This is a genomic window from Rhodoferax sp. EU05-FHT12H12 (assembly GCF_058791215.1).
This window is the reverse complement of the sequence record NZ_JBYTDI010000002.1, coordinates 800489-825264: the sequence shown is the minus strand read 5'-3', so window position 1 is coordinate 825264 and position 24776 is coordinate 800489. Positions and strand designations below refer to the sequence as shown.

The 24776-nt window shown below is 58.5% G+C and carries 25 protein-coding genes; 4 read left to right on the top strand and 21 right to left on the bottom strand.

What is annotated here, in order from left to right:
* Positions 1 to 17: 17 nt before the first annotated feature.
* The 13 genes from AC3WS7_RS08700 to AC3WS7_RS08640 all read right to left on the bottom strand — a co-directional run bounded on the left by AC3WS7_RS08700 (position 18) and on the right by AC3WS7_RS08640 (position 11689).
* Complete coding sequence (locus AC3WS7_RS08700; protein ID WP_492656062.1) at positions 18 to 716, bottom strand: REP-associated tyrosine transposase; 699 nt, start codon at positions 714 to 716, stop codon at positions 18 to 20.
* A 40-nt stretch (positions 717 to 756) separates the two neighbouring features.
* Complete coding sequence (locus AC3WS7_RS08695; protein WP_296466810.1) at positions 757 to 1533, bottom strand: oxygen-binding di-iron domain-containing protein; 777 nt, start codon at positions 1531 to 1533, stop codon at positions 757 to 759.
* A gap of 92 nt (positions 1534 to 1625) precedes the next feature.
* Complete coding sequence (locus AC3WS7_RS08690; RefSeq protein WP_296466812.1) at positions 1626 to 2093, bottom strand: outer membrane lipoprotein; 468 nt, start codon at positions 2091 to 2093, stop codon at positions 1626 to 1628.
* Positions 2094 to 2146: 53 nt separating this feature from the next.
* Positions 2147 to 3064: a class I SAM-dependent methyltransferase gene (locus AC3WS7_RS08685; RefSeq protein ID WP_492656061.1), complete on the bottom strand. Its 918-nt coding sequence runs from the start codon at positions 3062 to 3064 to the stop codon at positions 2147 to 2149.
* Positions 3061 to 3642 (bottom strand): DUF1415 domain-containing protein, encoded by a 582-nt coding sequence (locus AC3WS7_RS08680; RefSeq protein ID WP_492656060.1) that lies wholly within the window; start codon positions 3640 to 3642, stop codon positions 3061 to 3063. The genes AC3WS7_RS08685 and AC3WS7_RS08680 overlap by 4 nt, the downstream gene beginning before the upstream one ends.
* 21 nt (positions 3643 to 3663) lie before the next feature.
* Entirely contained in the window at positions 3664 to 4872 is a 1209-nt protein-coding gene (locus AC3WS7_RS08675; protein WP_492656059.1) for a deoxyguanosinetriphosphate triphosphohydrolase, read from the bottom strand.
* Between the two features lie 57 nt (positions 4873 to 4929).
* Complete coding sequence (gene aroB, locus AC3WS7_RS08670; RefSeq protein ID WP_492656058.1) at positions 4930 to 6033, bottom strand: 3-dehydroquinate synthase; 1104 nt, start codon at positions 6031 to 6033, stop codon at positions 4930 to 4932.
* Positions 6034 to 6094: 61 nt separating this feature from the next.
* On the bottom strand, positions 6095 to 6619 hold the full coding sequence (locus AC3WS7_RS08665; protein ID WP_492656179.1) for a shikimate kinase: 525 nt from the start codon (positions 6617 to 6619) through the stop codon (positions 6095 to 6097).
* Between the two features lie 33 nt (positions 6620 to 6652).
* On the bottom strand, positions 6653 to 8710 hold the full coding sequence (locus AC3WS7_RS08660; protein ID WP_492656178.1) for a type IV pilus secretin PilQ: 2058 nt from the start codon (positions 8708 to 8710) through the stop codon (positions 6653 to 6655).
* Positions 8711 to 8739: 29 nt separating this feature from the next.
* A complete protein-coding gene (locus tag AC3WS7_RS08655) occupies positions 8740 to 9288 on the bottom strand; it encodes a pilus assembly protein PilP (RefSeq protein ID WP_492656057.1) in 549 nt (182 codons plus the stop codon).
* Positions 9285 to 9947: a type IV pilus inner membrane component PilO gene (locus AC3WS7_RS08650; RefSeq protein ID WP_492656056.1), complete on the bottom strand. Its 663-nt coding sequence runs from the start codon at positions 9945 to 9947 to the stop codon at positions 9285 to 9287. Before AC3WS7_RS08650 ends, AC3WS7_RS08655 begins: the two co-directional genes overlap by 4 nt.
* A gap of 9 nt (positions 9948 to 9956) precedes the next feature.
* Positions 9957 to 10613, bottom strand: coding sequence for a PilN domain-containing protein (locus AC3WS7_RS08645; RefSeq protein WP_492656055.1), 657 nt, complete (start codon positions 10611 to 10613; stop codon positions 9957 to 9959).
* On the bottom strand, positions 10610 to 11689 hold the full coding sequence (locus tag AC3WS7_RS08640; protein ID WP_296466838.1) for a pilus assembly protein PilM: 1080 nt from the start codon (positions 11687 to 11689) through the stop codon (positions 10610 to 10612). Before AC3WS7_RS08640 ends, AC3WS7_RS08645 begins: the two co-directional genes overlap by 4 nt.
* A 279-nt stretch (positions 11690 to 11968) precedes the next feature.
* On the opposite strand from AC3WS7_RS08640, the gene AC3WS7_RS08635 reads away from it, so the two are divergent.
* On the top strand, positions 11969 to 14326 hold the full coding sequence (locus AC3WS7_RS08635; protein ID WP_492656054.1) for a penicillin-binding protein 1A: 2358 nt from the start codon (positions 11969 to 11971) through the stop codon (positions 14324 to 14326).
* Here the strand turns inward: AC3WS7_RS08635 and cyaY are convergent, their stop codons facing one another.
* Entirely contained in the window at positions 14327 to 14656 is a 330-nt protein-coding gene (gene cyaY / locus AC3WS7_RS08630) for an iron donor protein CyaY (RefSeq protein WP_296466844.1), read from the bottom strand.
* 12 nt (positions 14657 to 14668) lie between these two features.
* Between cyaY and lptM the strand changes: the two genes are divergently transcribed.
* Positions 14669 to 14857, top strand: a complete 189-nt coding sequence (gene lptM, locus AC3WS7_RS08625) for an LPS translocon maturation chaperone LptM (protein ID WP_492656053.1) — start codon at positions 14669 to 14671, stop codon at positions 14855 to 14857.
* Complete coding sequence (gene lysA, locus AC3WS7_RS08620; RefSeq protein ID WP_492656052.1) at positions 14854 to 16134, top strand: diaminopimelate decarboxylase; 1281 nt, start codon at positions 14854 to 14856, stop codon at positions 16132 to 16134. The genes lptM and lysA overlap by 4 nt, the downstream gene beginning before the upstream one ends.
* A 43-nt stretch (positions 16135 to 16177) precedes the next feature.
* Here the strand turns inward: lysA and msrQ are convergent, their stop codons facing one another.
* The 5 genes from msrQ to AC3WS7_RS08595 form a co-directional block, all read right to left on the bottom strand.
* Entirely contained in the window at positions 16178 to 16792 is a 615-nt protein-coding gene (gene msrQ / locus AC3WS7_RS08615; protein ID WP_492656051.1) for a protein-methionine-sulfoxide reductase heme-binding subunit MsrQ, read from the bottom strand.
* A 4-nt stretch (positions 16793 to 16796) separates the two neighbouring features.
* Positions 16797 to 17804 carry a protein-methionine-sulfoxide reductase catalytic subunit MsrP gene (gene msrP / locus AC3WS7_RS08610; protein WP_492656050.1) on the bottom strand — a complete coding sequence of 336 codons (1008 nt, stop codon included), beginning with the start codon at positions 17802 to 17804 and terminating at the stop codon, positions 16797 to 16799.
* 44 nt (positions 17805 to 17848) lie between these two features.
* Positions 17849 to 19207: a c-type cytochrome biogenesis protein CcsB gene (ccsB, locus tag AC3WS7_RS08605; RefSeq protein ID WP_492656049.1), complete on the bottom strand. Its 1359-nt coding sequence runs from the start codon at positions 19205 to 19207 to the stop codon at positions 17849 to 17851.
* A 5-nt stretch (positions 19208 to 19212) separates the two neighbouring features.
* Entirely contained in the window at positions 19213 to 21345 is a 2133-nt protein-coding gene (locus tag AC3WS7_RS08600) for a cytochrome c biogenesis protein ResB (protein ID WP_492656048.1), read from the bottom strand.
* A 114-nt stretch (positions 21346 to 21459) separates the two neighbouring features.
* Positions 21460 to 22098, bottom strand: a complete 639-nt coding sequence (locus tag AC3WS7_RS08595) for a c-type cytochrome (RefSeq protein WP_296466862.1) — start codon at positions 22096 to 22098, stop codon at positions 21460 to 21462.
* Between the two features lie 70 nt (positions 22099 to 22168).
* Between AC3WS7_RS08595 and yihA the strand changes: the two genes are divergently transcribed.
* Positions 22169 to 22897 (top strand): ribosome biogenesis GTP-binding protein YihA/YsxC, encoded by a 729-nt coding sequence (yihA, locus tag AC3WS7_RS08590; protein WP_492656047.1) that lies wholly within the window; start codon positions 22169 to 22171, stop codon positions 22895 to 22897.
* Here the strand turns inward: yihA and AC3WS7_RS08585 are convergent.
* On the bottom strand, positions 22891 to 23742 hold the full coding sequence (locus AC3WS7_RS08585) for an LpxL/LpxP family acyltransferase (protein WP_492656046.1): 852 nt from the start codon (positions 23740 to 23742) through the stop codon (positions 22891 to 22893). The genes yihA and AC3WS7_RS08585 overlap by 7 nt on opposite strands.
* A gap of 33 nt (positions 23743 to 23775) precedes the next feature.
* Positions 23776 to 24606, bottom strand: a complete 831-nt coding sequence (locus tag AC3WS7_RS08580; RefSeq protein ID WP_492656045.1) for a lysophospholipid acyltransferase family protein — start codon at positions 24604 to 24606, stop codon at positions 23776 to 23778.
* Positions 24607 to 24776 lie beyond the last annotated feature (170 nt).

The following is a 24776-nucleotide window of genomic DNA, read 5'->3' as shown; positions in this document are numbered from 1 at the left end:
ATGACTAGAGGCTTATTTCACTCTGAAATGGTGGGCTTTGGAGGTCGGCCTGGTGCGCTTTTTCTCAAGCGGCGCGGGGTCTCTTTCTGCAAAGCATTCAGAAATTCCGACTCACCTAAGGCCCAACCATGTAGCGCCGCCTCGGTCAGCGCCGACTGCTGCACAGATGTGAGGCCAGCTTGCACCAATTGGGCATAAGCGGCTTCCCTGGCAAACGGCGTATTGCCAAGGTTCCAAACCAGGGGATGGGGAGTCAGCAACTTGTCGGCGCGTATACCCGCGTAGTGCGCATAGCTGGACCAGGCATAGTCGGCAGCGTTCGTCACCAGGCCCGCACGCACCGGGTTGAGGTCGATGTAGGCCATGCAGGCCAACAGGTAGCGCTCGGACTCGATCAGGGTGGACTTGTAGCGCCCTTCCCACAGGGTGCCAGTGCGCTGGTGGCGATCATTGAAGTAGCGCACATAACTGCGCCCCAAGGTCTGCATCATTTTGGGCAGCGCATCGTCTGTGGGGGGCGTGGCCAGCAGATGGAAATGGTTGTCCATGAGCACGAAGGCGTGGACAGCCACCTGGTGGCGCTGGGCAGAAGCTGCCAGCACGTCCTTCAGGGTCTGAAAGTCTGTGCGGTCCAGGCAAATGGACTGGCGGTTGTTGCCACGCTGGATGACGTGGTGCGGGTGTGCCGCCAGGGTCAATCGGGGAAGACGTGCCATACCCCGAGTTTGCCTGAAACCCCGTCAGAGGCCCGCGGCCTCAAAGGCGGGTTTGGGGGATCTGGTACTGGGGTGTGCCCATCAGGTCAATGCCGCAGGACAGGGCCTCCAGCCAGTCCAGCAATTGGCCAATCGCCTCACCTTTGAGCGGAGCCCCATGCTGGGGGACGATCATGGCGATGTCCAGCTCACGCACCATGCGCACCCACAGACGCAAAATCTTGTTGCTGACCATGTAGCGGCGGTGGAACGCCTCCATGCCTGGGGGCATGGGGGTCAGGGAGGTGATGAACTGCTGCGCCTCCTGTCCACTGACGAGGGAGACTCCCAAATCGCCCGAAAACAGGATTTTGCTGACCGGGTCGTAGAACTGAAAGTTGCCTTCGGAATGCAGGAAGTGGGCGGGCAGCAACCAGAGATCCGCCTTGCCGTAGCGCAGGCGCCCCCCCTCATCGGGGATGGCAATGATGCGATCCTCGGTTTTGCCGATCTTGCAGAAGTGGGGGGCAAAGCGCGCCCAGAGTTTGGAAATCACCAACTTGGCCTGGGTAGAGGTCATCCACCGGTCCAAGGAGGCAATGATGTCAGGGTCGGCGTGGGAGGCGAGGATGTAGTCAAGCTGCTGCGGCGCAATGTACTTGCGCATGGTCAGGTTCAGCTCGTTGTAGGTCATGTTGCCACCGGGATCGAGGATGACTCCCTCGCCATGGTTGACAAGCAGGAACTGGTTGGCCTGCACCGCCTCGGCCTCGTCGGAGACCAGATCCGTAAACATCACGCAGCAGTGATGGGCATCTTTGTAAAGCTCGATTGGCATGCAGGGGACCCCAAAGACAATGAGCGCTTCATTGCGCTCATTGGAGCCCATTGTGGAGCGGTAACTCCTGGGCAGTATTGATCTAAGTCAGGTTACTTGGGCGCTTTGGTCACCCGCACCTTGCCGCCCGTGGTGACAATGACCACCGCGTCGCCAGCGGCCAAGGTCTCACCCGCTTTGGCCTGGACAATCGCCCGGCGGTCACCGCCCTTGAGTTGCACCAATATTTCTACAGCCTCCTCCTTGGTCGAAAACCGCTCTATGGCATTGCCCGCAGCGGCACCCGCGACCCCGGCCAACACGCCCAGGACCTGGGCTTCACGCTGAACCCCGCTGCCGCCATAACCGCCAATGGCACCCACCACACCACCGACAGCCGCACCAACACCTGATTGGGAACCGTCCACCACCACGTTGCGCACGGAAAGGACGGTGCCATCTTGCACTTGGGCCATGCGCTGGGCATCACCGCGCTGAATCACATCGGGGCTGCTGCTGGCACATGCGGCCAAGGCCAAGACAATTGCGGCCGAAGTCGCCAATTTCACAAATCTCTGCATACAAAACTCCTGTTTCTCAATGGAGAACCCCATTGCCTGGCCTCTTTAACGGCTCAGCGCGACGCGAGGTTGTCTTGCACATTGTCTTCCGGCAATGTAAACCGTGTGTCAAGCAGGGCCTGCAGACCAAATTCTTCCAGAATGGCGCGCAGGCGCTGGGCGGAGGCCCGTTTGCGCTGGCCGGTGTAACGGGCCAGGATGAGCTCGTTCTTCATGCTGTGCTCCCAGCCCACCAGCTCGGTCACAGTGACCTGGTAGCCATGGGCCTCCAGGTACAGGCAGCGCAACACATTGGTGATCTGGCTGCCCATTTCACGGGTGTGCAGCGGATGGCGCCAAAGCTCGGCCAACGGCGTGCGGGTGAGCGACAAGGCCTTGCTTTGGCTCAGATGGCGGGCCACCTCTGCCTGGCAACAGGGCACCAACACAAAAGCGCGGGCTTTTTTCTGCAGCCCAAAGGCGATGGCATCGTCAGTGGCTGTATCGCAGGCGTGCAATGCGGTTACTACGTCGAAGGTGGGCGGCAAGTCGGCGGACTGGGTTGATTCGGCCACGCTGGTGTTGAGAAAACTCATGCGCCCAAAGCCCAGCTGCTGCGCCAGGGCCTGCGACTTTTGCACCAGTTCCGTGCGCGTTTCGATGCCATACAGGTGGCTGGCCGGCAGGTTCTTGAAGAACAGGTCGTACAGGATGAAGCCCAGGTAGGACTTGCCGGCCCCATGGTCGGCCAGGGTCAGCGTGCCGGTGCTGCTGGGTGGCAACTCCTGCATGAGCTTTTCGATGAACTGGTAGAGGTGGTAAACCTGCTTGAGCTTGCGGCGCGAGTCCTGGTTGAGTTTGCCCTCGCGCGTCAGGATGTGCAGTTCTTGCAACAACAGGATGGATTGACCGGGGCGCACTTCGTCGGCCAGAGGATGGGCCGCGGGTGCCTGTGCGGGCTTGGCGCCCTGCTTGCGCAGCGCTTTGTTCATGGTGATTCCTTGGTGTGCATGCCCAAAGCCGCCCAGCCTGCATGTCCCAGGCGCTCCAGTGTTTCGATGTTTTTATCGAAAATGGATTCGGCATTGGGAAAGGCCTGGACTGCCCGGTCAATGCTCGCTTCGCGCAGCAAATGCAGGGTGGGAAACGGGGCGCGGTTGGTGTAATTGCTGATGTCGTCCGGTTCGCTGTCGGCAAACTGAAACTGGGGATGGAAACTGGCGATCTGCAACACCCCGTCAAGCTTGGCTTTGCGCAACACCCGGTCGGCCTGGTCCAGAAAATCATTGAAATCCAGAAAATCAGGCCAGGCATGGGGCACCATCAGCAAGGTGGTGTCACGCAACTCCGGGTCAGCCCCCGCCAGGTCAAGCAACTCGGTACGCAGCAAGGCCAGACACTCTTGGGCATCGTTACCCGGGTAGACCACGTAGCGGATCTGCCCCTTGACATGCACCGCCTTGGCAAAGGGGCAGAGGTTCAGGCCGATCACGGCGCGCTCCAACCATTGCTGCATGGCGGTGATGACATTCGCTGCGTCGGGGGTGGGGAGCTCAGAGGGTGTCTGCATCAGTGTCTCTTCGGTCAGTCTTCAAGCCGCAAACAGGCGATGGCCTGTCAGGCGCTCATGCTCGCGCAAGGCAAACCGGTCGGTCATGCCTGCAATGTAGTCAGCAACCCCACGCTGCACACTGGCATCGTGCAGGCGGCGCAGAGGGGCCTGCGCGCCCAGACGGACAGCAGCTTCGCTCTGCATTTGCGTGGGGGCATCGCAATAGGCCGCAAACAAATCGGCAATGACTTGCTTGGCCTGTGTCATGGTCTGCATGACCTGGGGGTGGCGGTACAGATGCTTGAACAGGAAGGCTTTCATTACACGCGACTGGGCACGCATGTCTGCACTGAAACACACCAGCGCCTCCGGGTGCTGGCGCACGGTGACCACAGACGTCGGCCGGGCCGCATCCAGAGCGGCCTGGGTGGCGTTCATCAGGTCGTAGACCTGCGCGCTCAACATCAGGCGGATGGATTCGTACAACCAGCGGCGCGCCTGCTGTGCATGGCCCAGATCGGGATGCTCTGCCAGTGCAGACTGGCTGAATCTGGCGAAGAGCGGAATGTCCTGCAACTGCTCTAGCGTCAGCAGACCGGAGCGCACGCCATCGTCAATATCGTGGGCGTTATAGGCTATCTCGTCGGCCAGGTTGCAGAGCTGTGCCTCCAGGTTGGGCTGGGCCTTGTCCAGAAAGCGGCGCCCCACTCCCCCGCCACCGTCGGCATAGGTCGGCTCCAGCGCTTCGATCGCCTCAGCATTGCGGCGTGAGCAGTGTTTGAGAATGCCCTCGCGCGCCTCAAAACTGAGGTTGAGTCCATCGAACTGCGGATACCGCTCCTCCAGCCAGTCCACCACCCGCAGGCTTTGCAAGTTGTGTTCAAAGCCGCCATAGGGCTCCATGCATTCGTTCAGCGCATCTTGCCCCGCGTGGCCAAACGGGGTATGCCCCAGGTCGTGAGCCAGTGCAATGGTCTCTACCAGGTCTTCACTCAGCCCCAAGGTTCGCGCCATGGAGCGCCCCAGTTGGGCCACTTCCAGCGAATGCGTCAGCCGCGTACGGAACAAATCGCCCTCATGGTTGATGAACACCTGCGTCTTGTAGACCAACCGCCGGAACGCCGTCGAGTGCACGATGCGGTCACGGTCACGCTGAAACGCGGTACGTGTGGGCGCATCGGGCTGGGCAAAGCGGCGCCCGCGTGACTGCGCCGGGTCACAGGCGTAGGGGCGCAAGGTTTCTGGCATAAATAGGGCTCAAGAGCTTATGGAATAAGCGCGAATAGCTACTAAATTAATAGCAAATTAACGACAACAATGGTCAATGACTTCACGCACCAGTGCATCGGGGGCACCACGCACGGCAGCGCGCGCGGGCCCGTCAATCACCACAAAGCGGATATCCCCGGCCTCCGACTTTTTGTCCAAGCGCATCAGCGCGAGGTAACGGCCCGCGTTGTCGGACGCATCCAGTTGTGGGCCTTGGGTCGGCAAGCCGGCTTGGGCAATCAACCGTGTCAGACGATCGACAACATTCGCGTCCACCAAGCCCAGACGCTGGGACAGGTGGGCGGCCATCACCATGCCACAGCCTACGGCCTCGCCGTGCAACCATTCTCCATAGCCCAAACCGGCTTCAATGGCATGACCAAACGTATGGCCGAAATTCAGGATGGCACGCAACCCGGCTTCCCGCTCGTCCTGCCCAACCACCCAGGCCTTGATCTCACAGCTGCGCTGCACGGCATAGGCCAAGGCTTGGGGATCGCGCGCCAACAGGGCATCGAGGTTGGCTTCAATCCAGTCGAGAAACTGCAGATCGGCGATGGGCCCGTATTTGATGACCTCTGCCAAGCCCGCACTCAGTTCTCGCGCGGGCAAGGTCTTGAGCGTGTCGATGTCGCACACCACCATTTGCGGCTGGTAGAAGGCGCCAATCATGTTTTTGCCCAGCGGGTGGTTGATGCCGGTCTTGCCGCCCACCGAAGAATCCACCTGCGCCAGCAATGTGGTGGGCACCTGCACAAAAGGCACGCCGCGCATGTAGCTGGCAGCGGCGAAACCGGTCATGTCACCCACCACACCTCCGCCCAAGGCAAACAAAATGGTCTTGCGATCGCAGCCCTTGCCCAAGAGGGCATCAAATATCTGGTTCAGCGTCTGCCAATGCTTGTGGCTTTCTCCGTCAGGCAACACCACCAGCTCCACCGCGGAATAGTGCCCTACCAAGGCGGAGACCAGCGCGTCAGCATACAACGGAGATACCGTGGTATTGGTCACCACCACGGCATGGGCGGCCTTGGGAAGATTGGCGTAGCTGGCAGCGTGGCCCAAAAGACCCGTACCAATGTGGATTGGGTAGCTACGCTCCCCAAGATCGATGGAAACTGTGGAAAAAGTAGGCGTCATCATCCCCCGAGTTTAGAGGCTGGGCGCAAGACGCAGGCTCGCATCGTCCCACAAGAGCACATCAGGCCGCAGGCAAATGCCCTGATAGCTCCAACTGCATGACCACCATATTGACCAGGGTGGCCACGGAAGGACGTCCGGTCTCCAGGACAAAGTGCGCAGTTTCACGGTAAAGAGGGTCTCGTACCGCGAACAAATCCCGCATCCGGGCCAAGGGATCCGCCACTTGCAGAAGCGGGCGGCTCACGTCATGGCGCAAGCGCTTGAACAACTCTTCGGGGGTCGATTTGAGATACACCACATGGCTGCGGCCATGGAGATGCTCCCGGTTGGCAGGACGCAACACCGCACCGCCACCAGTGGAGATGACCGAAGTCGCCCCTTGGGTCAAGCCATCGAGCACCTCCTGCTCGATGTCTCGAAACTTGGCTTCACCCTCACGGTCGAAAAACTCACGGATGGAACAACCGAGGCGGGATTCGATGGCATGGTCAGAATCGACGAAAGGAAGGCGAAGCCTGCGGGCAAGCTGCCTTCCTACCGTGGTTTTACCTGAGCCGGGCAGACCGACCAGGCTGATACTCAACGACAAGACACGTCCACCCAACCAACTCCAAACTTAACGGGCAATAGCCTTGTCAGACAGCACTTTGGGGGTGATGAAAACCAGCATTTCGCGCTTGGTGGTGGACTTGGCCCGGTTGCGGAACAAAACCCCCAACCCAGGCAAATCACCAAAGAAGGGAACCTTGGTTTCGCTCTCGGTCTGGTCTTCGGTAAAGATGCCACCGATCACCACAGTTCCACCGTTCTCCACCAAAACCTGGGTCTGGATATGTTTGGTGTCAATCGCAAAACCTGCCGGCGTGGACTGCCCCACCGTGTCCTTGGTCACATCCAGCGTCAAGATGATATTGCCTTCAGGCGTGATTTGCGGCAACACCTCCAACTTCAAGTTGGCCTTGCGGAAGGCAATCGACGTCGCCCCACTGGAAGAAGCGACCTGGTAAGGCAGTTCCGTGCCTTGCTCAATCAATGCCTTGATCTGGTCTGCGGTCACAACCCGTGGACTAGACACCACCTTGCCCTTGCCGTCGGCCTCCAGCGCAGAGATTTCCAGATTCAAGAAACGGTCGGCACCGGCACCGAAGATTGATACCGCAAAAGTCCCAGGGCTGCTGGAACCGAGAGCGCCTGTAGAAGGCAAATTGACGAAGTTGCCTGAGGTGGTGGCCGCGGAGCCAACAACGTAACTGGATCCCAAGGCGATGCCAGGACGGTCTGCAGTCGCTGCCGCAGTGCCCCCACCACCCAACTTGACACCCAAAGACTTGCCGAAGCTGTCTGATGCCTCCACGATACGCGCTTCAATCAGCACCTGGCGCACGGCAATGTCAATCTTTGCGATCAACTGCTGCACCTGTTCAAGCTTGCTTGGGATATCGGTCACAAACAACTGGTTGGTGCGGTTCTCATAGATCACACTGCCACGACTGCTCAAAATCCGGCTGGGCGTCACACCTTGACCAGGGCCAGAGCCCGCAGCGACCAGTCCAGCAGCGATATCCGAGGCCTTGCCATAGTTGATTTGGAATGCCTGGGTCCGCAAAGGCTCCAGATTCTGCACAGCGACCACAGACTCCAAGTCCAGCTTTTCTTTCGCAGCAATCTCATCCTTGGGCGCGACCCACAGTACATTGCCGCTCTTGCGCAAGCCCAAACCCTTGGCCTGCAGAATGATATCCAGCGCCTGGTCCCAAGGCACATCTTGCAAACGGAGTGTCACAGAGCCTGACACCGAATCCGATGTGACGATATTGAAATTGGTGAAGTCAGCAATAACTTGCAACAGGCTCCGCACTTCAATATTCTGGAAATTCAGAGACAATTTTTGGCCGTTGTAACCGACCCCCTGGGTCAGCTTCTTGGGGTCGACCTTGATTTCTTTGATCTCCACCACAAACTGCTCGTCACTCTGATAAGCGCTGTGCTCCCATTGGCCCTGCGGCTCAATCACCATCCGAACGCGATCCCCCGATTGCACAGAGGTAACCGACTTCACTGGAGTGCCAAAATCACTCACATCCAGCTTGCGGCGGAGCCCTTCGGGCAAGGTGGACTTCATGAAATCGACCACCAAGGTCTGGCCTTGCTGGCGAATATCCACACCAACCTGGTTGTTGGGCAAAGTCACCACCACCCTGCCAGCGCCATCAGCGGTGCGACGGAAATCCAGATCCTTCAGAGGCGCACTATCCCGGTTACGGTTCTCTGCAAAATTGGTGATCGAAGCCGGTCCGCTCGCAACCACGGGCTCCAATGCCACCAGCAGCGATTTGCCTTGGATTTCGGCCTTATAGGCCGCAGGCTGCTTCAAATTCAATACCACGCGAGTACGCTCCCCAGCCTGTACTACGCTGACCGAACGCAAATTGCCTTGGTTAATCTCGACAGTAGAACGCCCCATGGCATTGGAAACCCCTGGAAAGTCCAGTGCAATGCGGGCAGGAGATTGAATGGCAAACCCGGTCGGCAACGCCGTAAGCGCTTGAGAAAGGTCAATTTTGACAACCTCGCCCCCGCCTTGCATGGAACCGGTCACGGCTTCGATCACGGGCTGCGCGTACGCCAGTCCGCACAAAGACAATAGAAAGGCCGCACAAACTCTCTTGTACATTCGCAGTTCTCGCATAAGCATAGGAATCATCATTTCGACCTCTCTTGCAACGACAGGGTTGCAGCGCGTTCAATCCACTCGCCAACGGCGTCTTGCACAATCTCACGCAAAGTGACTTCGGTCTCATCGATTTTCATGACGCGCCCATAGTTGGGTCCCAGGTAGTTGCCTACTTTGACCTGGTACAACAAGCTGTCAACCCTGACCAAGGCAATGGGCTGGCCGGCCTTCACAACGCTGCCAACCAATGACATGGTGTCCAAAGGAAACGCCTCTAGAGGCTCTTTGCGGCGTGCCAATTCTGGTGCTACCAGAGCCGCATTCGACACCGTTTGTGCCGAATCCCGCTTCAAGGCTTGCGTCAATTTTTGATTGCTAAAAGGCTCCATCGCCGTCAAGTTTGCATAGGGTGCGGGAACAAACTGCTTGGGTTCGGGGATGGGAGCAACTTTGGGACGCGCTTGGTTGCGTTCACTTACCATCCATTGCCGAATGTCGTCTTCGCTGGAGGAACCACAACCCGCGGTCAACACAGACATCGCCAAGAAAGGAACGCCCCACCATACTCGCTGGCTCATTTCTTCGCTCCAGTCACTTTTCTTTGCGCTTTGACTTCGTCTACATCCAAGTACCGGAAAGTCTTGGCAGTAGCGTCCAAAGTCAAAGTGCCATCCCCTCGGGGGCCCACCGTCAAATTATTCAGTGTGACGATCCGCGACAAATGTGCAATGTCAGAGGCGAATGCGCCAATGTCATGGTAACGGCCCGCCACACGCAGCGTGATCGGCAATTCCGCGTAGTACTCTTTAACTGCAACTTGGCCTGGTCGGAAAAGCTCGAACTGCAAGCTGCGGCCCAAGCCTGCCTGGTTGATATCCGACAACAAAGCGTCCATCTCCGCCTTGCTCGGCAATTGTTTCTCCAGTTGGGTCACGTACTGCTGCACTTGTTCACGCTGCTTGCGCAGTGCATCGAGATTCACCGCTTTGACAAGCTTCTTTTTGTAGTCTTCACGCAGTACCAGCTCCTTGTCCTGCTCCAGCTTCAGTGCTTCCTCCGATCCACTGAGCCATACAAACCAGAGCAAGACAACTACGGCCAGGCTGGTAAAAACAAACAGTGCATACTGAGGAATCGATGGCCACAGAGAAGGATCCTTGGGATCAAGGTCACGAAACTGGCCTGTCAGCTTTTCCTGCAAAGCGGCAAAGTTAAACGAAGAAGTAGTTTTAGCCATATGCAGAACCTAGGGTTTGGCTGGCACAGCCACCACCGCAGAAGCGGACTGCGCTGGACTGGATGCCGCATCAGCGGCCATCTTGGCTGCATTTTTTTCTGCTTCACTGGCCCGCACCAAGCGCACCTTGATGACGAAATTAGCGACGCGTTTTTGTTCTTTGGCAGAGATCGATACCGATCCGGAGACAATTTCAATCAACTCCGGCTTGGAGAACCAAGGGGTGTTATTGGCTAAATTGCGCAACAACTCCGAAACCCGCTCATTGGACTGAGCAACACCGCTCAAGGTGACGGACTGGTCCACTTGGGTCATCTTGTTGACATACACCCCGTCAGGCAACTGATTAACCAATTCCGTCAATAAATGCACCGGCAAATTGCGGTCAGACTGCAAATCCTCTACCGCTTGCTGGCGGGCCCGCAACGCGGAGATCTCGGACTCCAGCGTGGCAATGTCCTTGATCTGCGCTTCCAGTTTTTTAATTTCTGTGTCCAACAACGCGTTGTTGGACTGCTGCGAACTGATCGCGGCCTGGTACCAAAGAAAAATGGAGCCCGCAATGATCCCCCCGAGCAAAGCGGACGCCCCAAGTGAAACATTGAATAAGTCACGGCGGCGCTTACGCGCAGCCTCCCGATGGGGCAGTAGGTTGATCAAAATCACTGCGCAAACCTCCGCAAGGCCAACCCGCACGAGGTCAGATACGACGGTGCCTCACGTGTCATGCGTTTGAGCCGGACACCGTCACCAATCTCCATGCCATCAAATGGGTTCAGCAGACTGCAAGGGAAGGTGGTGTGCTGGGTCACGGCATTTGTCAGACCCGGCAATGCGGCGGAGCCCCCCGCAAGCATGATGTAGTCCACTTTGTTGTGGGGCGTACTGGTGAAGAAGAATTGCAAAGCACGCCCCAACTCCTGCACCATGGTGTCGATGAAAGGCTTAAGTACCGCGGACTCATAGTCCTCTGGGAGCTCCCCGCTGCGTTTTTTACTCTCCGCTTCTTCTTGGGAGAACCCGTATTGCCGCACAATCAATTGCGTCAGCTGCGCGCCACCGAAGGCTTGGTCCCGGTCATACAGCACTTCGTCATCGCGCATAACTTGCATGCTGGTCGTTAGTGCGCCGATTTCAAACAACGCAACGATCAGGCCACGACCTTCGTTCGGTAGGTTTTCAATCAAGCGCGCCGCCGCCAAGCGCGATGCATAGGACTCCACGTCCACAATCACGGGCGTGAGCCCTGCAGCTTCGGCCAAGCCTTGCACATCTTGCACCTTCTCCCGACGCGAAGCCGCGATGAGGACTTCGATATCGCCTGTCGATGCCGCGCTGGGCCCGATCACGCAAAAATCCAAACTAACTTCGTCGAGTGGAAAGGGGATGTACTGGTTGGCCTCAGACTCCACCTGCAACTCCAGGTCCTGATCCGTCATGCCGCCCGGCAGAATTATCTTTTTGGTAATGACCGCTGATGGGGGTAACGCCATCGCTACCTGTTTGGTTTTTGTGCCGCTTTTTTTGACCAGTCGCCGCACCGCTTCCGCCACTTCGTCGAATTTTTCGATGTTGCCATCGGAAATCCAACCCCGCTCCAGCGGCTCGATGGCACAGCGCTCCAGGACCAGATTGCCCGCTTTGTCACGCCCAAGCTCCACCAGCTTGACGCTGGACGAACTGATGTCCAGCCCCAGCATGGGCGCGGGCTGTCGACTGAATAACGACCCCAATGAGATCAAAACGGTCCCCTGAAACAAACCGACAACAGGCCGGCAAAACTTAAGAAATCACTTGAATGCTAGCAGCAAGATCATTGAGCGGCAAAGGTTTTTTGCCATTTTGCTTTGCAGCAACGTTGCCAAAAGCAGACGTTTTGTTACGCAAAGTAAGCGGCTGGTGATTTTCGGATGCCGTCCATGTCAAGTCTGCTCCACTATGCTCAAGAATCCTCGCTCTCACCTCCCGCGTGCCTTCACGCCGAATTTTTATAATCGCCCGTGCCGTCACTCTAACCCTGTATGTCCGCCTCCAAGCCCAAATCTTCGCCATCGTCTGGTCCCATGCACTGGGCATTGCGCATCCTGTTGTGGCTGGCAGGCCTAGGCTTGGCTGGCGCATTCTCGATCCTCGCCATGGTGGCGCTCGCCTTGGCCATGGCCTTCCCCAACTTGCCGGATATCTCAGACCTATCGGACTACCGCCCCAAGCTACCCCTGCGTGTTTTTTCAGCAGACGGGGACCTGATTGGCGAATTCGGCGAAGAACGCCGCAATCTCACACCCATCAAGGACATCCCCAGGGTCATGACCAACGCCATCCTGGCCATAGAGGACGCACGCTTCTATGAGCATGGCGGGGTGGACTATGTCGGGGTGATTCGTGCTGGACTGGCCAACGTCGGCCGCGTCAAAAGCCAAGGCGCGTCCACCATCACCATGCAGGTGGCGCGCAATGTCTATCTGTCGTCCGAAAAAACTTTCACCCGGAAAATTTACGAAATCCTGCTGACTTTCAAGTTGGAGCACTTTCTCAGCAAAGACCAGATTCTGGAAATCTACATGAACCAGATCTACTTGGGCAACCGCGCCTACGGCTTTGCTGCAGCGTCTGAAACCTATTTCGGCAAACCCCTCAAGGACATCACGATCGCGGAAGCGGCCATGTTGGCGGGCCTGCCAAAAGCTCCATCGGCCTACAACCCGGTCGTCAACCCCAAGCGCGCCCGTTCACGGCAACTCCACATCATTGACCGGATGCTGGAGAACAACTTCATCACAGAAGAACAGGCAGAGGCTGCCAAGGCGGAGCCACTGAAGATCAAAAACAACGCAGCGGCCAACCCCATCCACGCCGAATATGTGGCGGAAATGGTGCGTCAACTGGTGTACGCACAATATGGCGAAGAGACATATACCCGGGGTCTGGACGTCCAGACCACCCTGCGCACACAAGACCAGATCGCTGCGTATAAAGCCTTGCGGCGCGGCATCATGGATTTTGAGCGGCGCCAGGTCTACCGCGGCCCCGAGAAATTTATCAACCTGCCCACCAATGCTCAGGAACTGGAAGATGCGATCGACGAGGCACTGGACGAGCATCCTGACAATGGTGATGTGATGTCTGCAGTCGTTCTGGAGGCGACCCCCAAGCTGGTCAAAGCGATTCGCCAAAATGCTGAAATCGTGGAAATCACCGGGGATGGACTCAAGCCCGCGCAATCAGGGCTGTCGGAAAAAGCCCCGCCCAACACCAAGATACGCCGCGGAGCCGTGATCCGTGTGGCCAAGACCGCCAAAGGTGGCTGGGAAATGACGCAGTTACCGGAAGTGGAGGGTGCTTTTATCGCCTTGGATCCACGGGATGGCTCCATCAAAGCTTTGGTGGGCGGTTTTGACTTTGCCAAGAACAAATTCAACCATGTCATCCAAGCCCAACGCCAGCCGGGCTCCAGTTTCAAGCCCTTTATCTACTCTGCAGCCCTGGAAAAGGGATTCACACCGGCCACCGTTGTCAACGATGCACCGCTGTTCTTCAGTGCAGGCGTCACGGGCGGGCAGCCTTGGGAGCCCAAGAACTACGATGGAACTTTCGAAGGCCCAATGACCTTGCGGCGCGGCCTGGCCAAATCAAAAAACATGATATCCATCCGGGTTCTGCAGTCTGTGGGCACTGACTATGCCCAGCAGTGGATCGGAAAGTTTGGTTTTGAGCCCGAAAAACACCCCGCTTACCTCACGATGGCCCTGGGCGCTGGCACCGTAACGCCCATGCAAATGGCCACCGGGTACGCGGTATTTGCCAACGGCGGTTATCGTATCAACCCCTGGGTCATTTCCAAGGTTAGCGAACAGCGGGGCAAAGTGCTGGTGGAATCCTCAGCCCCCATCCTTGAAGAAACCGAGCGGGCGATCGAACCACGTAATGCCTTCATCATGTCCAGCCTGCTGCAGGAAGTCACCCGCTCCGGCACAGCCGCGCGCGCACAGGCCACACTGAAACGCCCTGACTTGTACGGAAAAACCGGTACCACCAATGACTCCATGGACGCCTGGTTTGCCGGCTATCAACCCACACTGGCGGCAGTCACCTGGATTGGCTACGACACCCCACGCAAGCTGGGCGACCGTGAAACCGGCGGAGGTTTGAGCTTGCCAGTCTGGATCAGCTTCATGGAAACCGCACTCAAGAACGTACCCGTCACCGAAATTGCGGTGCCTGAAGGTGTCGTACACCAAGGGGGGGAGTGGTACTACGAAGAATTCGCCAAAGGTTCGGGAATCTCCTCCTTGGGCTTGGGAGACGCCCCCGAAGCCGAAACCATTCCGATGCCGGCCGCAGAGGAGAAGAAAAAAATACTCGACCTTTTCACCCAGTGATCACGCCCGAAACGGCAATGCCATGCCAGCTTGCTGGCTGGCGTTGGTGGTCAATGCCTGAAAAAACTCCCCTTGCCCTTTGCTGTCCTCCCACAGCCCGTTCACCCAGCGGTAGTGGTACCCACCCGACTTGGCCGCCATCCACACCTCGTGCAGCGGTTTTTGCAGGTTGATGATGATCTGGCTGCGGTTGGGAAAGGTCAGGGTCACCATGCCACCCACGCGCTGGTTGTCGATGTCAGCATCCGAGTCATCGTTGATCCGGTCGCAGCACACCTCCACCGCTTTGAGCAGCGCCTCTGCGCGGTCCATAAATTCTTGGTCGGTCATTACAATTTCACTATGTTGAAAGCAGCCCAAATTCTAGTCAGGCCACTTGCCCTTGCCCTCAGTGTGCTCACTGTGGCCGCTTGCGGCCAGACCGGCTCGTTGTATTTGCCGGCCAAACCCGCCTCCCGCAACGCAGTGGCCGCGCCGGCCCTCCCCTCGGCGACACCCGCCGAAGCCACCCTTCCGAACACCACCCCATGAGCCACCCTACTCTGCCCGGACAACCTTTCGTTCACTACGCCCAAGGGCAGTTGCATGTCGAGGACTGCGCGGTCAACGCGCTCGCTGCACAACATGGCACCCCCTTGTTTGTCTACTCCAAAGCCGCCATGCTGGCGGCCCTCGCGGCGTACCAGAAGGGCTTTGCCGGCCGTAACGCGCAGATCTGCTACGCCATGAAAGCCAACTCTTCGCTGGCCGTTTTGCAGCTGTTCGCGAAGGCGGGCTGCGGCTTTGACATTGTGTCCGGTGGCGAACTGGCCCGGGTGCTGGCCGCCGGCGGCGATGCCGGAAAAATCATTTTTTCAGGCGTGGGCAAGACACGAGCAGAGATGCACGAGGCCCTGCTGGTCGGCATTGGCTGCTTCAACGTGGAGAGCGAGTCCGAGATCGACGTGCTCAACCAAGTTGCCATGGCGGCCGGCCGCAAGGCGCCCATCAGCATCCGTGTGAACCCCAACGTAGACCCCAAGACCCACCCCTACATTTCCACTGGACTCAAGGGCAACAAGTTCGGCATTGCGCACGAACGCACGCTGGCCACCTACCAACGCGCCGCTGGGCTGCCCGGCCTGCAGGTGGTCGGCATCGACTGCCACATCGGCTCACAGATCACAGAAGAAACACCCTACTTGGACGCGATGGACCGTATGCTGGACCTGGTCGAATCTATCGAGGCGGCCGGCATCCCCATTGAGCACATCGACTTTGGCGGCGGCCTGGGCATCAACTACAACGGCGACACGCCCCCCACCGCCGATGCCCTGTGGACCAAGCTGCTGGCCAAGCTGGATGCGCGCGGCTTTGGCCAGCGCAAGCTGATGATCGAACCCGGTCGCTCCCTGGTGGGCAACGCCGGCTTGTGCGTCACCGAAGTGCTCTACCTCAAACCCGGTGAGCAAAAGAACTTCTGCATTGTGGATGCCGCCATGAACGACCTGCCGCGCCCCGCCATGTACCAAGCGTTTCACAGCATCGTGCCGCTGCACGCCAGCCCTACCGTGCCAGACAGCGCGGTCTATGACGTGGTGGGCCCGGTGTGCGAAAGCGGCGACTGGATTGGCCACGACCGCCTCCTGCAGGTGCAGGCCGGTGATCGTCTGGCTGTGCTGTCAGCGGGTGCCTACTGCATGAGCATGTCCAGCAACTACAACTCCCGTCCCAAGGCCGCCGAAGTCCTGGTGGACGGTGGACAGGCTCACCTGATCCGCCAGCGCGACAGCTTGGCTGACCAGCTACGCGGTGAGTTGCTGCTCTAATTTGCTATAAAAACAGGAGCTATTCGCGCAATATCCACGGGCGCTAAAGCCATTTTTTGTTCAAAAATCGACGCAGTCGCCACCCCAGCAAGAGGGCCAGGATCAGCGCGTACACAAGCACCTCGGCAAAGTCGTTCTTGCCGGCGCGCATCCAGAAGAAATGCAGCAGTGCCAACCCGGCCACCACATAGACGGCCCGGTGCAGCACCTGCCAGCGCCTGGCCCCCATCGCCTTGATCACGCGGTTGAACGAGGTAGCCGCCAGGACCAGCAGCAAGGCCAGCGCGGTGAAACCCACCAGGATAAAGGGTCGCTTGCCAATGTCCTTGGCGATATCGCCCAGGTCCAACCCCATGTCAAACCAGCTGTACGACAGCATATGCAGCACCGCATAAGCGAAGGTCCATAACCCCAACATGCGCCGCAGCCGCGCCAAGGCGGGCCAACTAGCCATGGTGCGCAAGGGCGTGACGGCCAGCACGACACACAGCATGCGCAGCGTCCAATCCCCAGTGGCGCGCACCAGAGCCTCGGCGGGATTGGCCCCCAGGCGGTCGGCCAACGCAGCAAAAACCAACCAGCACAGAGGCAGTGCAGCCAGCAAAAATGCCCCTGGCTTGGCCGCACGATGGGCCAGCCAGGCATTCACGGAGGCCATCGAATCAGTAGAACTTCTTGAGGTCCATGCCGGCGTACAACTGCCCTACCTGGGCCTCATAGCCGTTGAACATCAGTGTCTTGCGCTTCTTGGCAAACAGGCCGTCTTCGCCAATGCGGCGCTCGGTGGCCTGGCTCCAGCGCGGGTGGTCCACATTGGGGTTCACATTGGAATAGAAGCCGTACTCGTTGGCAGCCGCCTTGTTCCAGGCGGTACCCGGCTGCTTCTCGGTGAAGCGGATCTTGACGATGCTCTTGCCGCTCTTGAAACCGTATTTCCACGGCACCACCAGACGCACGGGCGCGCCGTTCTGCTTGGGCAGCACTTCGCCATACATGCCAAAACTCAACAGCGTCAGCGGGTGCAGGGCCTCGTCGAGGCGCAGACCCTCGGTATAGGGCCAGTCCAGAATGCGGGAACCCACGAAGGGCATGGTCTTGGGGTCGGCCAGGGTCACAAACTCTACATACTTGGCGCTGCCCAGGGGCTCCACCCTCTTGATCAGTTCGGCCAGCGAATAGCCCACCCAGGGAATGACCATGGACCAACCCTCTACACAACGCAGGCGGTAGAGACGCTCCTCCATGGGGCTGAGCTTGAGCAGGTCTTCGAGCGCAAAACGACTCGGCTTCTTGACCAAGCCCTCCACCTCCACCGACCAGGGATCGGTCTTCAGCGTGTGCGCATTGACCGCAGGATCCGCCTTGTCGGTACCGAACTCGTAATAGTTGTTGTAGCTGCTGGCGTCCTTGTAGGTGGTCACCTTCTCCATGGCCATGGCACCTGCTACCGTGGACGCCTTCGACGGCAAGGCAGCCAACTTGCCGGGCGCAGCCCCCCAGACTGCGCTTTGCGCCATCGCTTCCCGCGCAGCCCACTGCGCCATGCCAACACCGGCTACGCCCGTGGCCAAGTGCTTGAGCAAACGGCGACGTTCTTCGTAAACCCCAGGCGACGTGATCTCGCTGGCCAGGGGGTGGTGAAAGCCAGAGTTAACGGTTTTGATCAGCATGGGGACTCCTTGTGTAGGCATTGGTCGTCCGACCATGCGGTTTCTTACAAAGTTCCGTAGCTGTGCAATCCGCTCAGGAACATGTTGACGCCAATGAACGCAAAGGTGGTCACCGCCAGCCCCGCCAACGCCCACCAGGCCGCCACGTTACCCCGCAAACCTTTCATGAGGCGCATGTGCAGCCAAGCTGCGTAGTTGAGCCAGACAATCAGCGCCCAGGTTTCCTTGGGGTCCCAGCTCCAGTAGCCGCCCCAGGCCTCGGCCGCCCACAGCGCACCCAGCACCGTGGCAATGGTGAAGAAGGCAAAGCCCACAGCAATGGACTTGTACATGACATCGTCCAGGATCTCGAAGCTGGGCAGCTTGGCCGCAATCTGCTTGCGTCCCAGCAAAATACCGGCCACCACCAGCGCCGAGATGCCGAAGTACACCGCCCAGTAGTCGCTCATGCCTCCGCTGGCAGACCGGCGGAACACCATGGGTTCAAAGCACAGCACGATACCCAGCAGCCACAGCGGCGCCAGCTTGTACCAGCGGGTCTCCGTGGCCTGCTGCTTGATGAGGTAGGCAAAGGCCACCATCGCGGCCAGCGCAAAAGTGCCATAGCCAATAAAGTTGGCCGGCACGTGCAGCTTCATCCACCAGCTCTTGAGCGCGGGCACCAGTGGCTGGATTTCATGCGCCTGGCGCACTACGGTGTACCAGAGCAAAAATCCCACAGCAGCACTGATGACCAGCATGACAAATGCCCCCAGGGCACGGGTCTTGTATTGCGCTTCAAAGTACAGATAGAAAGCCGCCGTCATCCAGCAAAACAGCACGAACACTTCGTACAGGTTGCTCACCGGGATGTGTCCGATGTCGGCGCCCAACAAGTAACTCTCGTACCAACGCACCATGGTGCCAGTCAGCGCCATGGTGACGGCCACCCACACCAGGCGCGAAGCCACCAGCTCCATGCCGTCGGCGCGGCCCTTGGCAAACACGCCAATCCAGTAGAACACCGTGGCCATGAAAAACAACATGCTCATCCACAAAATGGCCGACTGGCTGGACAGGAAATATTTGAGCCAGAACACGGTCTCTGCGCGGTCCAGCGCGCCCTCGTAGGAGAACACGGCCATCAGCGACAAGCCGGCCACCACAAGCATCAGAGTTTGCAGAGGACGCCAGAACCAGCCCAACCAAATGACAGAGGGAATGGCCGCCAGGAGAATGCCCTTTTCATACACATCCATGCTGTCGGCATAGCGCATGAAGGCGAACAACCCACCCGCAATTACCAGCACGGCAAACAACCAGTCAAACCAGGAGCGACGGGCAAAGTAGCCCACGTTCAGGCTGATGGCATCGGCGGAGGCCTGACCCAGTGTCTCGCTTCGAGTACCGGAAACTGCGTTCATATCTCTTATTCCTTCCAAGCTAACAAGCGTGCTTTGAGGTGTTCAAACTCTTTGTCACTATCCATGGTCCTGCGGTTTGTAGAAAACGCCATGGACACCTGGGATGTCACACCGTCTGACTCCGGGACCAACCATACCCACACACGGCGTTCGCGGACATACAGCATGGCAAACACCCCAATAATCAGCAAGGCACAGCCCAGGTAAACCACCGTTTTTCCGGGCGCGCGCGCCACCTGAAACACGCTGGCCTGCACCTGTGTGAAATCCGCCAGTGTCAGCACCAGTGGTGCCGGGTACAAAGGCACATCGCTCAGTGCCAATACCGCCTGTGTCATGAATGCTTGTCCGCGGGCATCAGTGGCAAAAGCAGGCAAACCCGCTTGCTCACGCGCCACCTGCTCCAGCTCGAACAAAACACCATTCAGAATCCGCACCAGCACCTCACCTGCTTTGCTGCGCTCTGCTGCAGGCACATTCGCTTCAATAAAGTCCGATATCGCCTGCAAGCCCGCCACGGCGGGAGTCTGCCCCCCCACGGGAACTCCTGCAAATAAAGCCAGCGCACGCGCTGCCGATGCACTCAGCTGGGCAGACAACTCGGGGCGTTTCCCATCCACCGCCCTAGTGGCATACCGCTGCACCGCCTTGTCGCGCATGGAGGGGTTCGCCAGCGCTTGGCTCAAGCGCATGAAATCGTCCATGGAACCTTTTTCATCCGCCGGCACCCGGATGTAGCGGAAGGTGTCGGCCGGCGTCTCCCGCATGCCCAGCAGGAACACCGGCACTCCCTCGCCCATGTCCACAGGCAGCATGTAGTTGTGGTACTCCCGCGCCTGTCCTGCGCCATCGCGCAACTTGTAGGTCACGCTGGGACCCACATTGCGCAGGTTTTTTTGTTCTTTGGTCTTGTTGGCAGCCCCCATTTGTGCATTCACGGCATCGCGCAAGTCCACTTTACGGACATCGATACCTTCGGCCGGATTGCCTCCAAAATTTTCAACGTTGATCACCCGCAGGCCGGTGTACTCCACCGTCAATTGATCTCCCGGAGCACCCGCCTGGTTGGTCAACTGCGAAGAGCCACCGACCACTCCCGTTAATTCGAAGGGCTGGGTACGCCCGGTCAGCGATTGCGCACGCAGTCGCAAGCTGGAGCCGCCATCATCAAAACTGCTTTGGAATATCTCGATGCCCCGATGCTTGACGGGATGGTTGACCTCGGTGCGCGCTTCAATTTTCTCGCCCGTCACCTTGTCGTGGATGACGATGTCGCTGGCAAACAATTTGGGCATGCCCGTGGAGTAATACTCCACAATGAATTTTTTGAGCTCAATGGCAAAGGGTAAATCCTGCAGCAATACGCCATCGGATTGGTTCAAGATGGCAGTGCTGGACTGCGTCCCCTCCGCTACCAGCAAATTCCCCCGGAACGTCGGGTTGCGCTCACTCAGACGGTGTTGTTGCGGCACATCCGCAATCAGCCCCCCCCCTTTGTACACCTGCTTGCCATTGAACAGCATCTGTGCCCGGACGATCAAGTCCCCGTCGAGCAAGCCCCCCAAACACACCAAAACAATGGCGCTGTGGGCTGCGATGTAGCCCAATTTGTTGGCAGCACCGGCTTTCGCTGCCACCATCCACCCAGCACCTTGCCCAGTTTCACGGCGCTGCAGCTTGACCCGCCACCCACCACTCACCAGCAAATTGCCAATACGATGGGCAGCAGGCTCGGCGGCCTCTGCCAACTGCACCTGCGCACGCTGTCCAAACGCCTGCAAACTCTGCTCACGGATGTTTTCCTTGTATGAGCGGAGGTCCGCCAAAATTTTGGGCGTATTGCGCGCCACACACAAAGACGTACTGGTCACCAAAAACGCCAGAATCAGCAGAAACCACCAAGCACTGTAGACGCTGTAGAGGCTGGCCATACCAAACACCTCAGTCCAGAAAGGTCCAAACTGGTTGACGTAGTTGTTCAGGGGCTCATGCTGCTTGAGCACGGTTCCAATGATGGATGCAATGCAGATCACCGTGAGCAGCGAAATGGCAAAACGCATGGACGACAGCAACTCGACCGCAGAGCGCCAAGCCTGCGAACCCGTTTTTAACGCCAAGCCTTGGGTAGAAACTGTCATGGGTGGCTGTAAATCTCAAAAAAAAAGGCAGGCCATCGTGGGATGGTCCCGCCTGTTGGTGTGGTCGCGATGCGATTGGTTCCGCAGAACCCGTTTCGTACCGTTAAATAGGACTTAACGCAGGCCAGCGATGTAATCCGCCACGGCCTTGATTTCGCGATCATTCATCTTGGCAGCAACCTGGCCCATCTGCAAACTGTTCTTGCGCACGCCATCACGGAAGGCGACCAACTGCGCCACCGAATAGTCAGCATGCTGGCCGCTCAGGCGTGGGTACTGGGACGGAATGCCTGCACCATTGGGGCTGTGGCAGCCTGCACAGGCAGGCACTTGACGATCGGCAATGCCACCGCGGTAAATCCGCTCACCCAGGGACACCAGTGTCTTGTCCTTGGCAAAACCGGCCTTGGCTTTTTGTGAAGTCAGCCAGTAGGCAATATTTTTCATGTCCGTATCGCTCAGGGTGGAGGCAAAACCCTTCATCACCGCGTTGTTGCGCTTGTCCGACTTGAACTCCTGCAACTGTTTGACCAGGTATTCGGGGTGTTGCTGCGACAGCTTGGGGTAAGCAGGCGATCCCGCATTGCCATCTGCCCCATGGCAGGCAGCACAGACTGCGGTGTAGCTGGCCTCACCCTTCACCAAATCAGGTTTGGCGACTTTGGCGGCCTCTGGCTTGACGTCTTCTGCGAAAGAAGGCGCAGAGAAGGCCGCGAACGAGGCAGCGAGGAGCAAGTGTGCAATCAACTTCATAGGAATGTCGTGTCTGGTGAGCAAAACAGCGCCATTCTACAATGCGGCTCTGGGTTTACCTTCACATTCAATGACCAATACACCAAACCCACGCGCCACAAGCGCCACAAACACCCCCGCGCCCACCGCTGAAAAATCGGCCGGGACCGTGGCCATGGGCTGGTTACACACCGCCCGCTTCCTCACAACGGCGCCCCAACTGCATTTTTTACCTGAGCTCGAGGTCCCGGAAATTGCCTTCGTGGGGCGCTCCAACGCCGGCAAATCCACCTGTATCAATATCCTGACGCAGCAGAAGCAGCTCGCCTTTGCCTCCAAGAAGCCAGGCCGAACCCAGCACATCAACCTGTTCGCCTTGGGCAAGCAAGGGCAAACCGATGCCGTACTGACCGACTTGCCGGGTTATGGTTACGCAGCCGTGCCCAAGCAAGACAAAATCCGTTGGCAACAAGTCATGGCCAACTACTTGGTCACACGCAAAAACCTGCACGCCATTGTGCTGATGTGCGACCCGCGCCATGGCATGACCGAGCTGGACGAAATCCTGCTCGATGTGATCCGTCCCCGGGTGCAGGAAGGTCTGAAATTTCTGATCATCCTGACCAAGGCCGACAAGCTCACCCGCAGCGAACAGGCCAAGGTCTTGTCCATTACCAAGCTGCAGGCGGGCGGTGGCGAGGTCATGCTGTTTTCGGCCCCCAAACGCCAAGGCATTGAAGAGGTCGCCAAGCTGCTCTGGAAATGGGCCCACCCCAAAGGGGCTGCCAACACCGCAGACACTGCACCTGAACCTCAATAAGGGGGCGCTTCGCCGTTCGGGCGGTCTTTGAACCGCTTGTGGACCCAGTAATACTGGGATGGCATGGTATCGATGTAAGACTGCAACTCCCGGTTCATTCGCCGGGTGTCTGCCTCCAGATCTGCCGTGGGGAAGTCTTGCCAAGGGGCTAACACCTCGATGCTGTAGCCTTGTGGCGTGATGCGGGTGACTACCGGAACAACCTGGGCACGCCCCAATTTTGCAAACCGCGAAAGCGAGGGGACCGTAGCGGCAGACACGCCGTAAAAAGGCACGAAAAGCGACTCGGAGGGGTCGAAATTCATGTCCGGCAAGAGGTACAACGGTTCGCCACGGCGTACCGCCGCCACGATAGGTTTGGCGCCATCCAGGCGCGCCACCATTTCTGGCTGCCCAAAACGCAGCCGCCCCGCCAGCACCCAAGCATCCATCGCAGGATTGAGTTGAGGCGAATAAATCGTTGCAAACCGCCGCGGCATTTGCTGGGTCAGTGCCGTCCAGGCAGCATCCAGCCCCATGAAGTGAGGCGCAAACAAGACTGTGGGGGTATCACCAGCCATTGCATCCAGCGCACCACCCAGCTGCAAGCGTGCTTGCACCACCGATGGTGGCGCATGCCAAAGCCATCCCCGGTCCAGCCAAGACTGGGAAAAATGCACAAAGGTCAGAAAACATTGCCGCCTGCGCTCGGCCTGGGTCCAAGCCGGAAAACACAAAGCCAAATTGGTCTGCACCACACGCCGCCGGGAAGGAACCAGGGCGTACAACACACCGCCCAACACCCAGCCCAAGCCACGCAAAAGTGGCAGAGGCAACGCCCCAAGCAGCACCAACAGTTTCAACATCCAGCGACTCATCGTGATTCTGCCGTAGCTATCTCAGGGAGTCGCACGTGGCGCCTTGTACCGGGCATAACCCCAAAGGTACTGCGTCGGGCATTGGCGAATCAGCGCCTCCATCGCAGCGTTGATCTGGCTAGCGGCCTCGGCCAAATCGGGTGACAAAGGCGCACTCAAAGGCTGGACATGCACGGTATACCCCCGTCCCCAAGGCAGGCGCTGGCCCCAAGCCAGCAACACAGTGGCCCCGCTTTGGGCTGCCAATCGGGCAGACAAAGTCATGGTGTACGCATCTTGTCCAAAAAATGGGGCCCACACGCCTTGCGATTGCGGCGGCACCTGGTCTGGCAAAAGTCCCACGCAATGGCCCGCCTTGAGCGCCTTGAGCATTTGTTTCACTCCGGCCAGGGTGGTGGGCGCGGTCTCCATGCCCGGCCGGGCACGGCTTTGCGTGACCAAGGGCGCCAACCAGGCCTGCCTGGGAGGCCGAAACAACACGGTCATCGGCCGACCATGCAGGCCAAACGCCTCGGCGTAGGCCTGGGCTGTGATCTCAAAACACCCCAAATGGGGCGTCAAAAACACCACACCGCGGCCACTTTGTAGCGCGGATTCAACATGACCACGCCCCTGCCATTGCACCGTTACCGGTGCCCCCAACCACAAACGCGGCAGCTCGGCCACCAACATGCCGGATTGCCCCACCGCTGCGCGCCGCTGCGCTGCAGTCAAGCCCGCCTGGTGCGCATTGGCGACAAAGCGCTGGCGGTAGGTGGGAGACAGCAGAAAAGCCAACCACCCCAATCCCCAGCCCAAGCCGTGCAATAGCCACAAAGGCAGGTGGGACAGCAATTTGAAAACCAGGAACATGGGTGGGCTAAAATCGGCAGCGTCGCTGAGTTATAGAACTACTTGCAGGGCGACGCACACAGTGGTTTGCCTCCCAAGGCCCGCCATTGTGCCTTGTCAAAACTTTGACGAATCTGCTAAAGCGTTCGCTGTAAGCTCCAAAGCCCAAGCAACGCGACTTGACGTTAATT

What these genes read in the sequence shown, in the direction of transcription:
- AC3WS7_RS08700 (WP_492656062.1), bottom strand. Translation starts at nt 716, where the DNA reads ATGGCACGTCTTCCCCGATTGACCCTGGCGGCACACCCGCACCACGTC.
- AC3WS7_RS08695 (WP_296466810.1), bottom strand. Translation starts at nt 1,533, where the DNA reads ATGCCAATCGAGCTTTACAAAGATGCCCATCACTGCTGCGTGATGTTT.
- AC3WS7_RS08690 (WP_296466812.1), bottom strand. Translation starts at nt 2,093, where the DNA reads ATGCAGAGATTTGTGAAATTGGCGACTTCGGCCGCAATTGTCTTGGCC.
- AC3WS7_RS08685 (WP_492656061.1), bottom strand. Translation starts at nt 3,064, where the DNA reads ATGAACAAAGCGCTGCGCAAGCAGGGCGCCAAGCCCGCACAGGCACCC.
- AC3WS7_RS08680 (WP_492656060.1), bottom strand. Translation starts at nt 3,642, where the DNA reads ATGCAGACACCCTCTGAGCTCCCCACCCCCGACGCAGCGAATGTCATC.
- AC3WS7_RS08675 (WP_492656059.1), bottom strand. Translation starts at nt 4,872, where the DNA reads ATGCCAGAAACCTTGCGCCCCTACGCCTGTGACCCGGCGCAGTCACGC.
- aroB (WP_492656058.1), bottom strand. Translation starts at nt 6,033, where the DNA reads ATGACGCCTACTTTTTCCACAGTTTCCATCGATCTTGGGGAGCGTAGC.
- AC3WS7_RS08660 (WP_492656178.1), bottom strand. Translation starts at nt 8,710, where the DNA reads ATGTACAAGAGAGTTTGTGCGGCCTTTCTATTGTCTTTGTGCGGACTG.
- AC3WS7_RS08655 (WP_492656057.1), bottom strand. Translation starts at nt 9,288, where the DNA reads ATGAGCCAGCGAGTATGGTGGGGCGTTCCTTTCTTGGCGATGTCTGTG.
- AC3WS7_RS08650 (WP_492656056.1), bottom strand. Translation starts at nt 9,947, where the DNA reads ATGGCTAAAACTACTTCTTCGTTTAACTTTGCCGCTTTGCAGGAAAAG.
- AC3WS7_RS08635 (WP_492656054.1), top strand. Translation starts at nt 11,969, where the DNA reads ATGTCCGCCTCCAAGCCCAAATCTTCGCCATCGTCTGGTCCCATGCAC.
- cyaY (WP_296466844.1), bottom strand. Translation starts at nt 14,656, where the DNA reads ATGACCGACCAAGAATTTATGGACCGCGCAGAGGCGCTGCTCAAAGCG.
- lptM (WP_492656053.1), top strand. Translation starts at nt 14,669, where the DNA reads ATGTTGAAAGCAGCCCAAATTCTAGTCAGGCCACTTGCCCTTGCCCTC.
- lysA (WP_492656052.1), top strand. Translation starts at nt 14,854, where the DNA reads ATGAGCCACCCTACTCTGCCCGGACAACCTTTCGTTCACTACGCCCAA.
- msrQ (WP_492656051.1), bottom strand. Translation starts at nt 16,792, where the DNA reads ATGGCCTCCGTGAATGCCTGGCTGGCCCATCGTGCGGCCAAGCCAGGG.
- msrP (WP_492656050.1), bottom strand. Translation starts at nt 17,804, where the DNA reads ATGCTGATCAAAACCGTTAACTCTGGCTTTCACCACCCCCTGGCCAGC.
- ccsB (WP_492656049.1), bottom strand. Translation starts at nt 19,207, where the DNA reads ATGAACGCAGTTTCCGGTACTCGAAGCGAGACACTGGGTCAGGCCTCC.
- AC3WS7_RS08600 (WP_492656048.1), bottom strand. Translation starts at nt 21,345, where the DNA reads ATGACAGTTTCTACCCAAGGCTTGGCGTTAAAAACGGGTTCGCAGGCT.
- AC3WS7_RS08595 (WP_296466862.1), bottom strand. Translation starts at nt 22,098, where the DNA reads ATGAAGTTGATTGCACACTTGCTCCTCGCTGCCTCGTTCGCGGCCTTC.
- yihA (WP_492656047.1), top strand. Translation starts at nt 22,169, where the DNA reads ATGACCAATACACCAAACCCACGCGCCACAAGCGCCACAAACACCCCC.
- AC3WS7_RS08585 (WP_492656046.1), bottom strand. Translation starts at nt 23,742, where the DNA reads ATGTTGAAACTGTTGGTGCTGCTTGGGGCGTTGCCTCTGCCACTTTTG.
- AC3WS7_RS08580 (WP_492656045.1), bottom strand. Translation starts at nt 24,606, where the DNA reads ATGTTCCTGGTTTTCAAATTGCTGTCCCACCTGCCTTTGTGGCTATTG.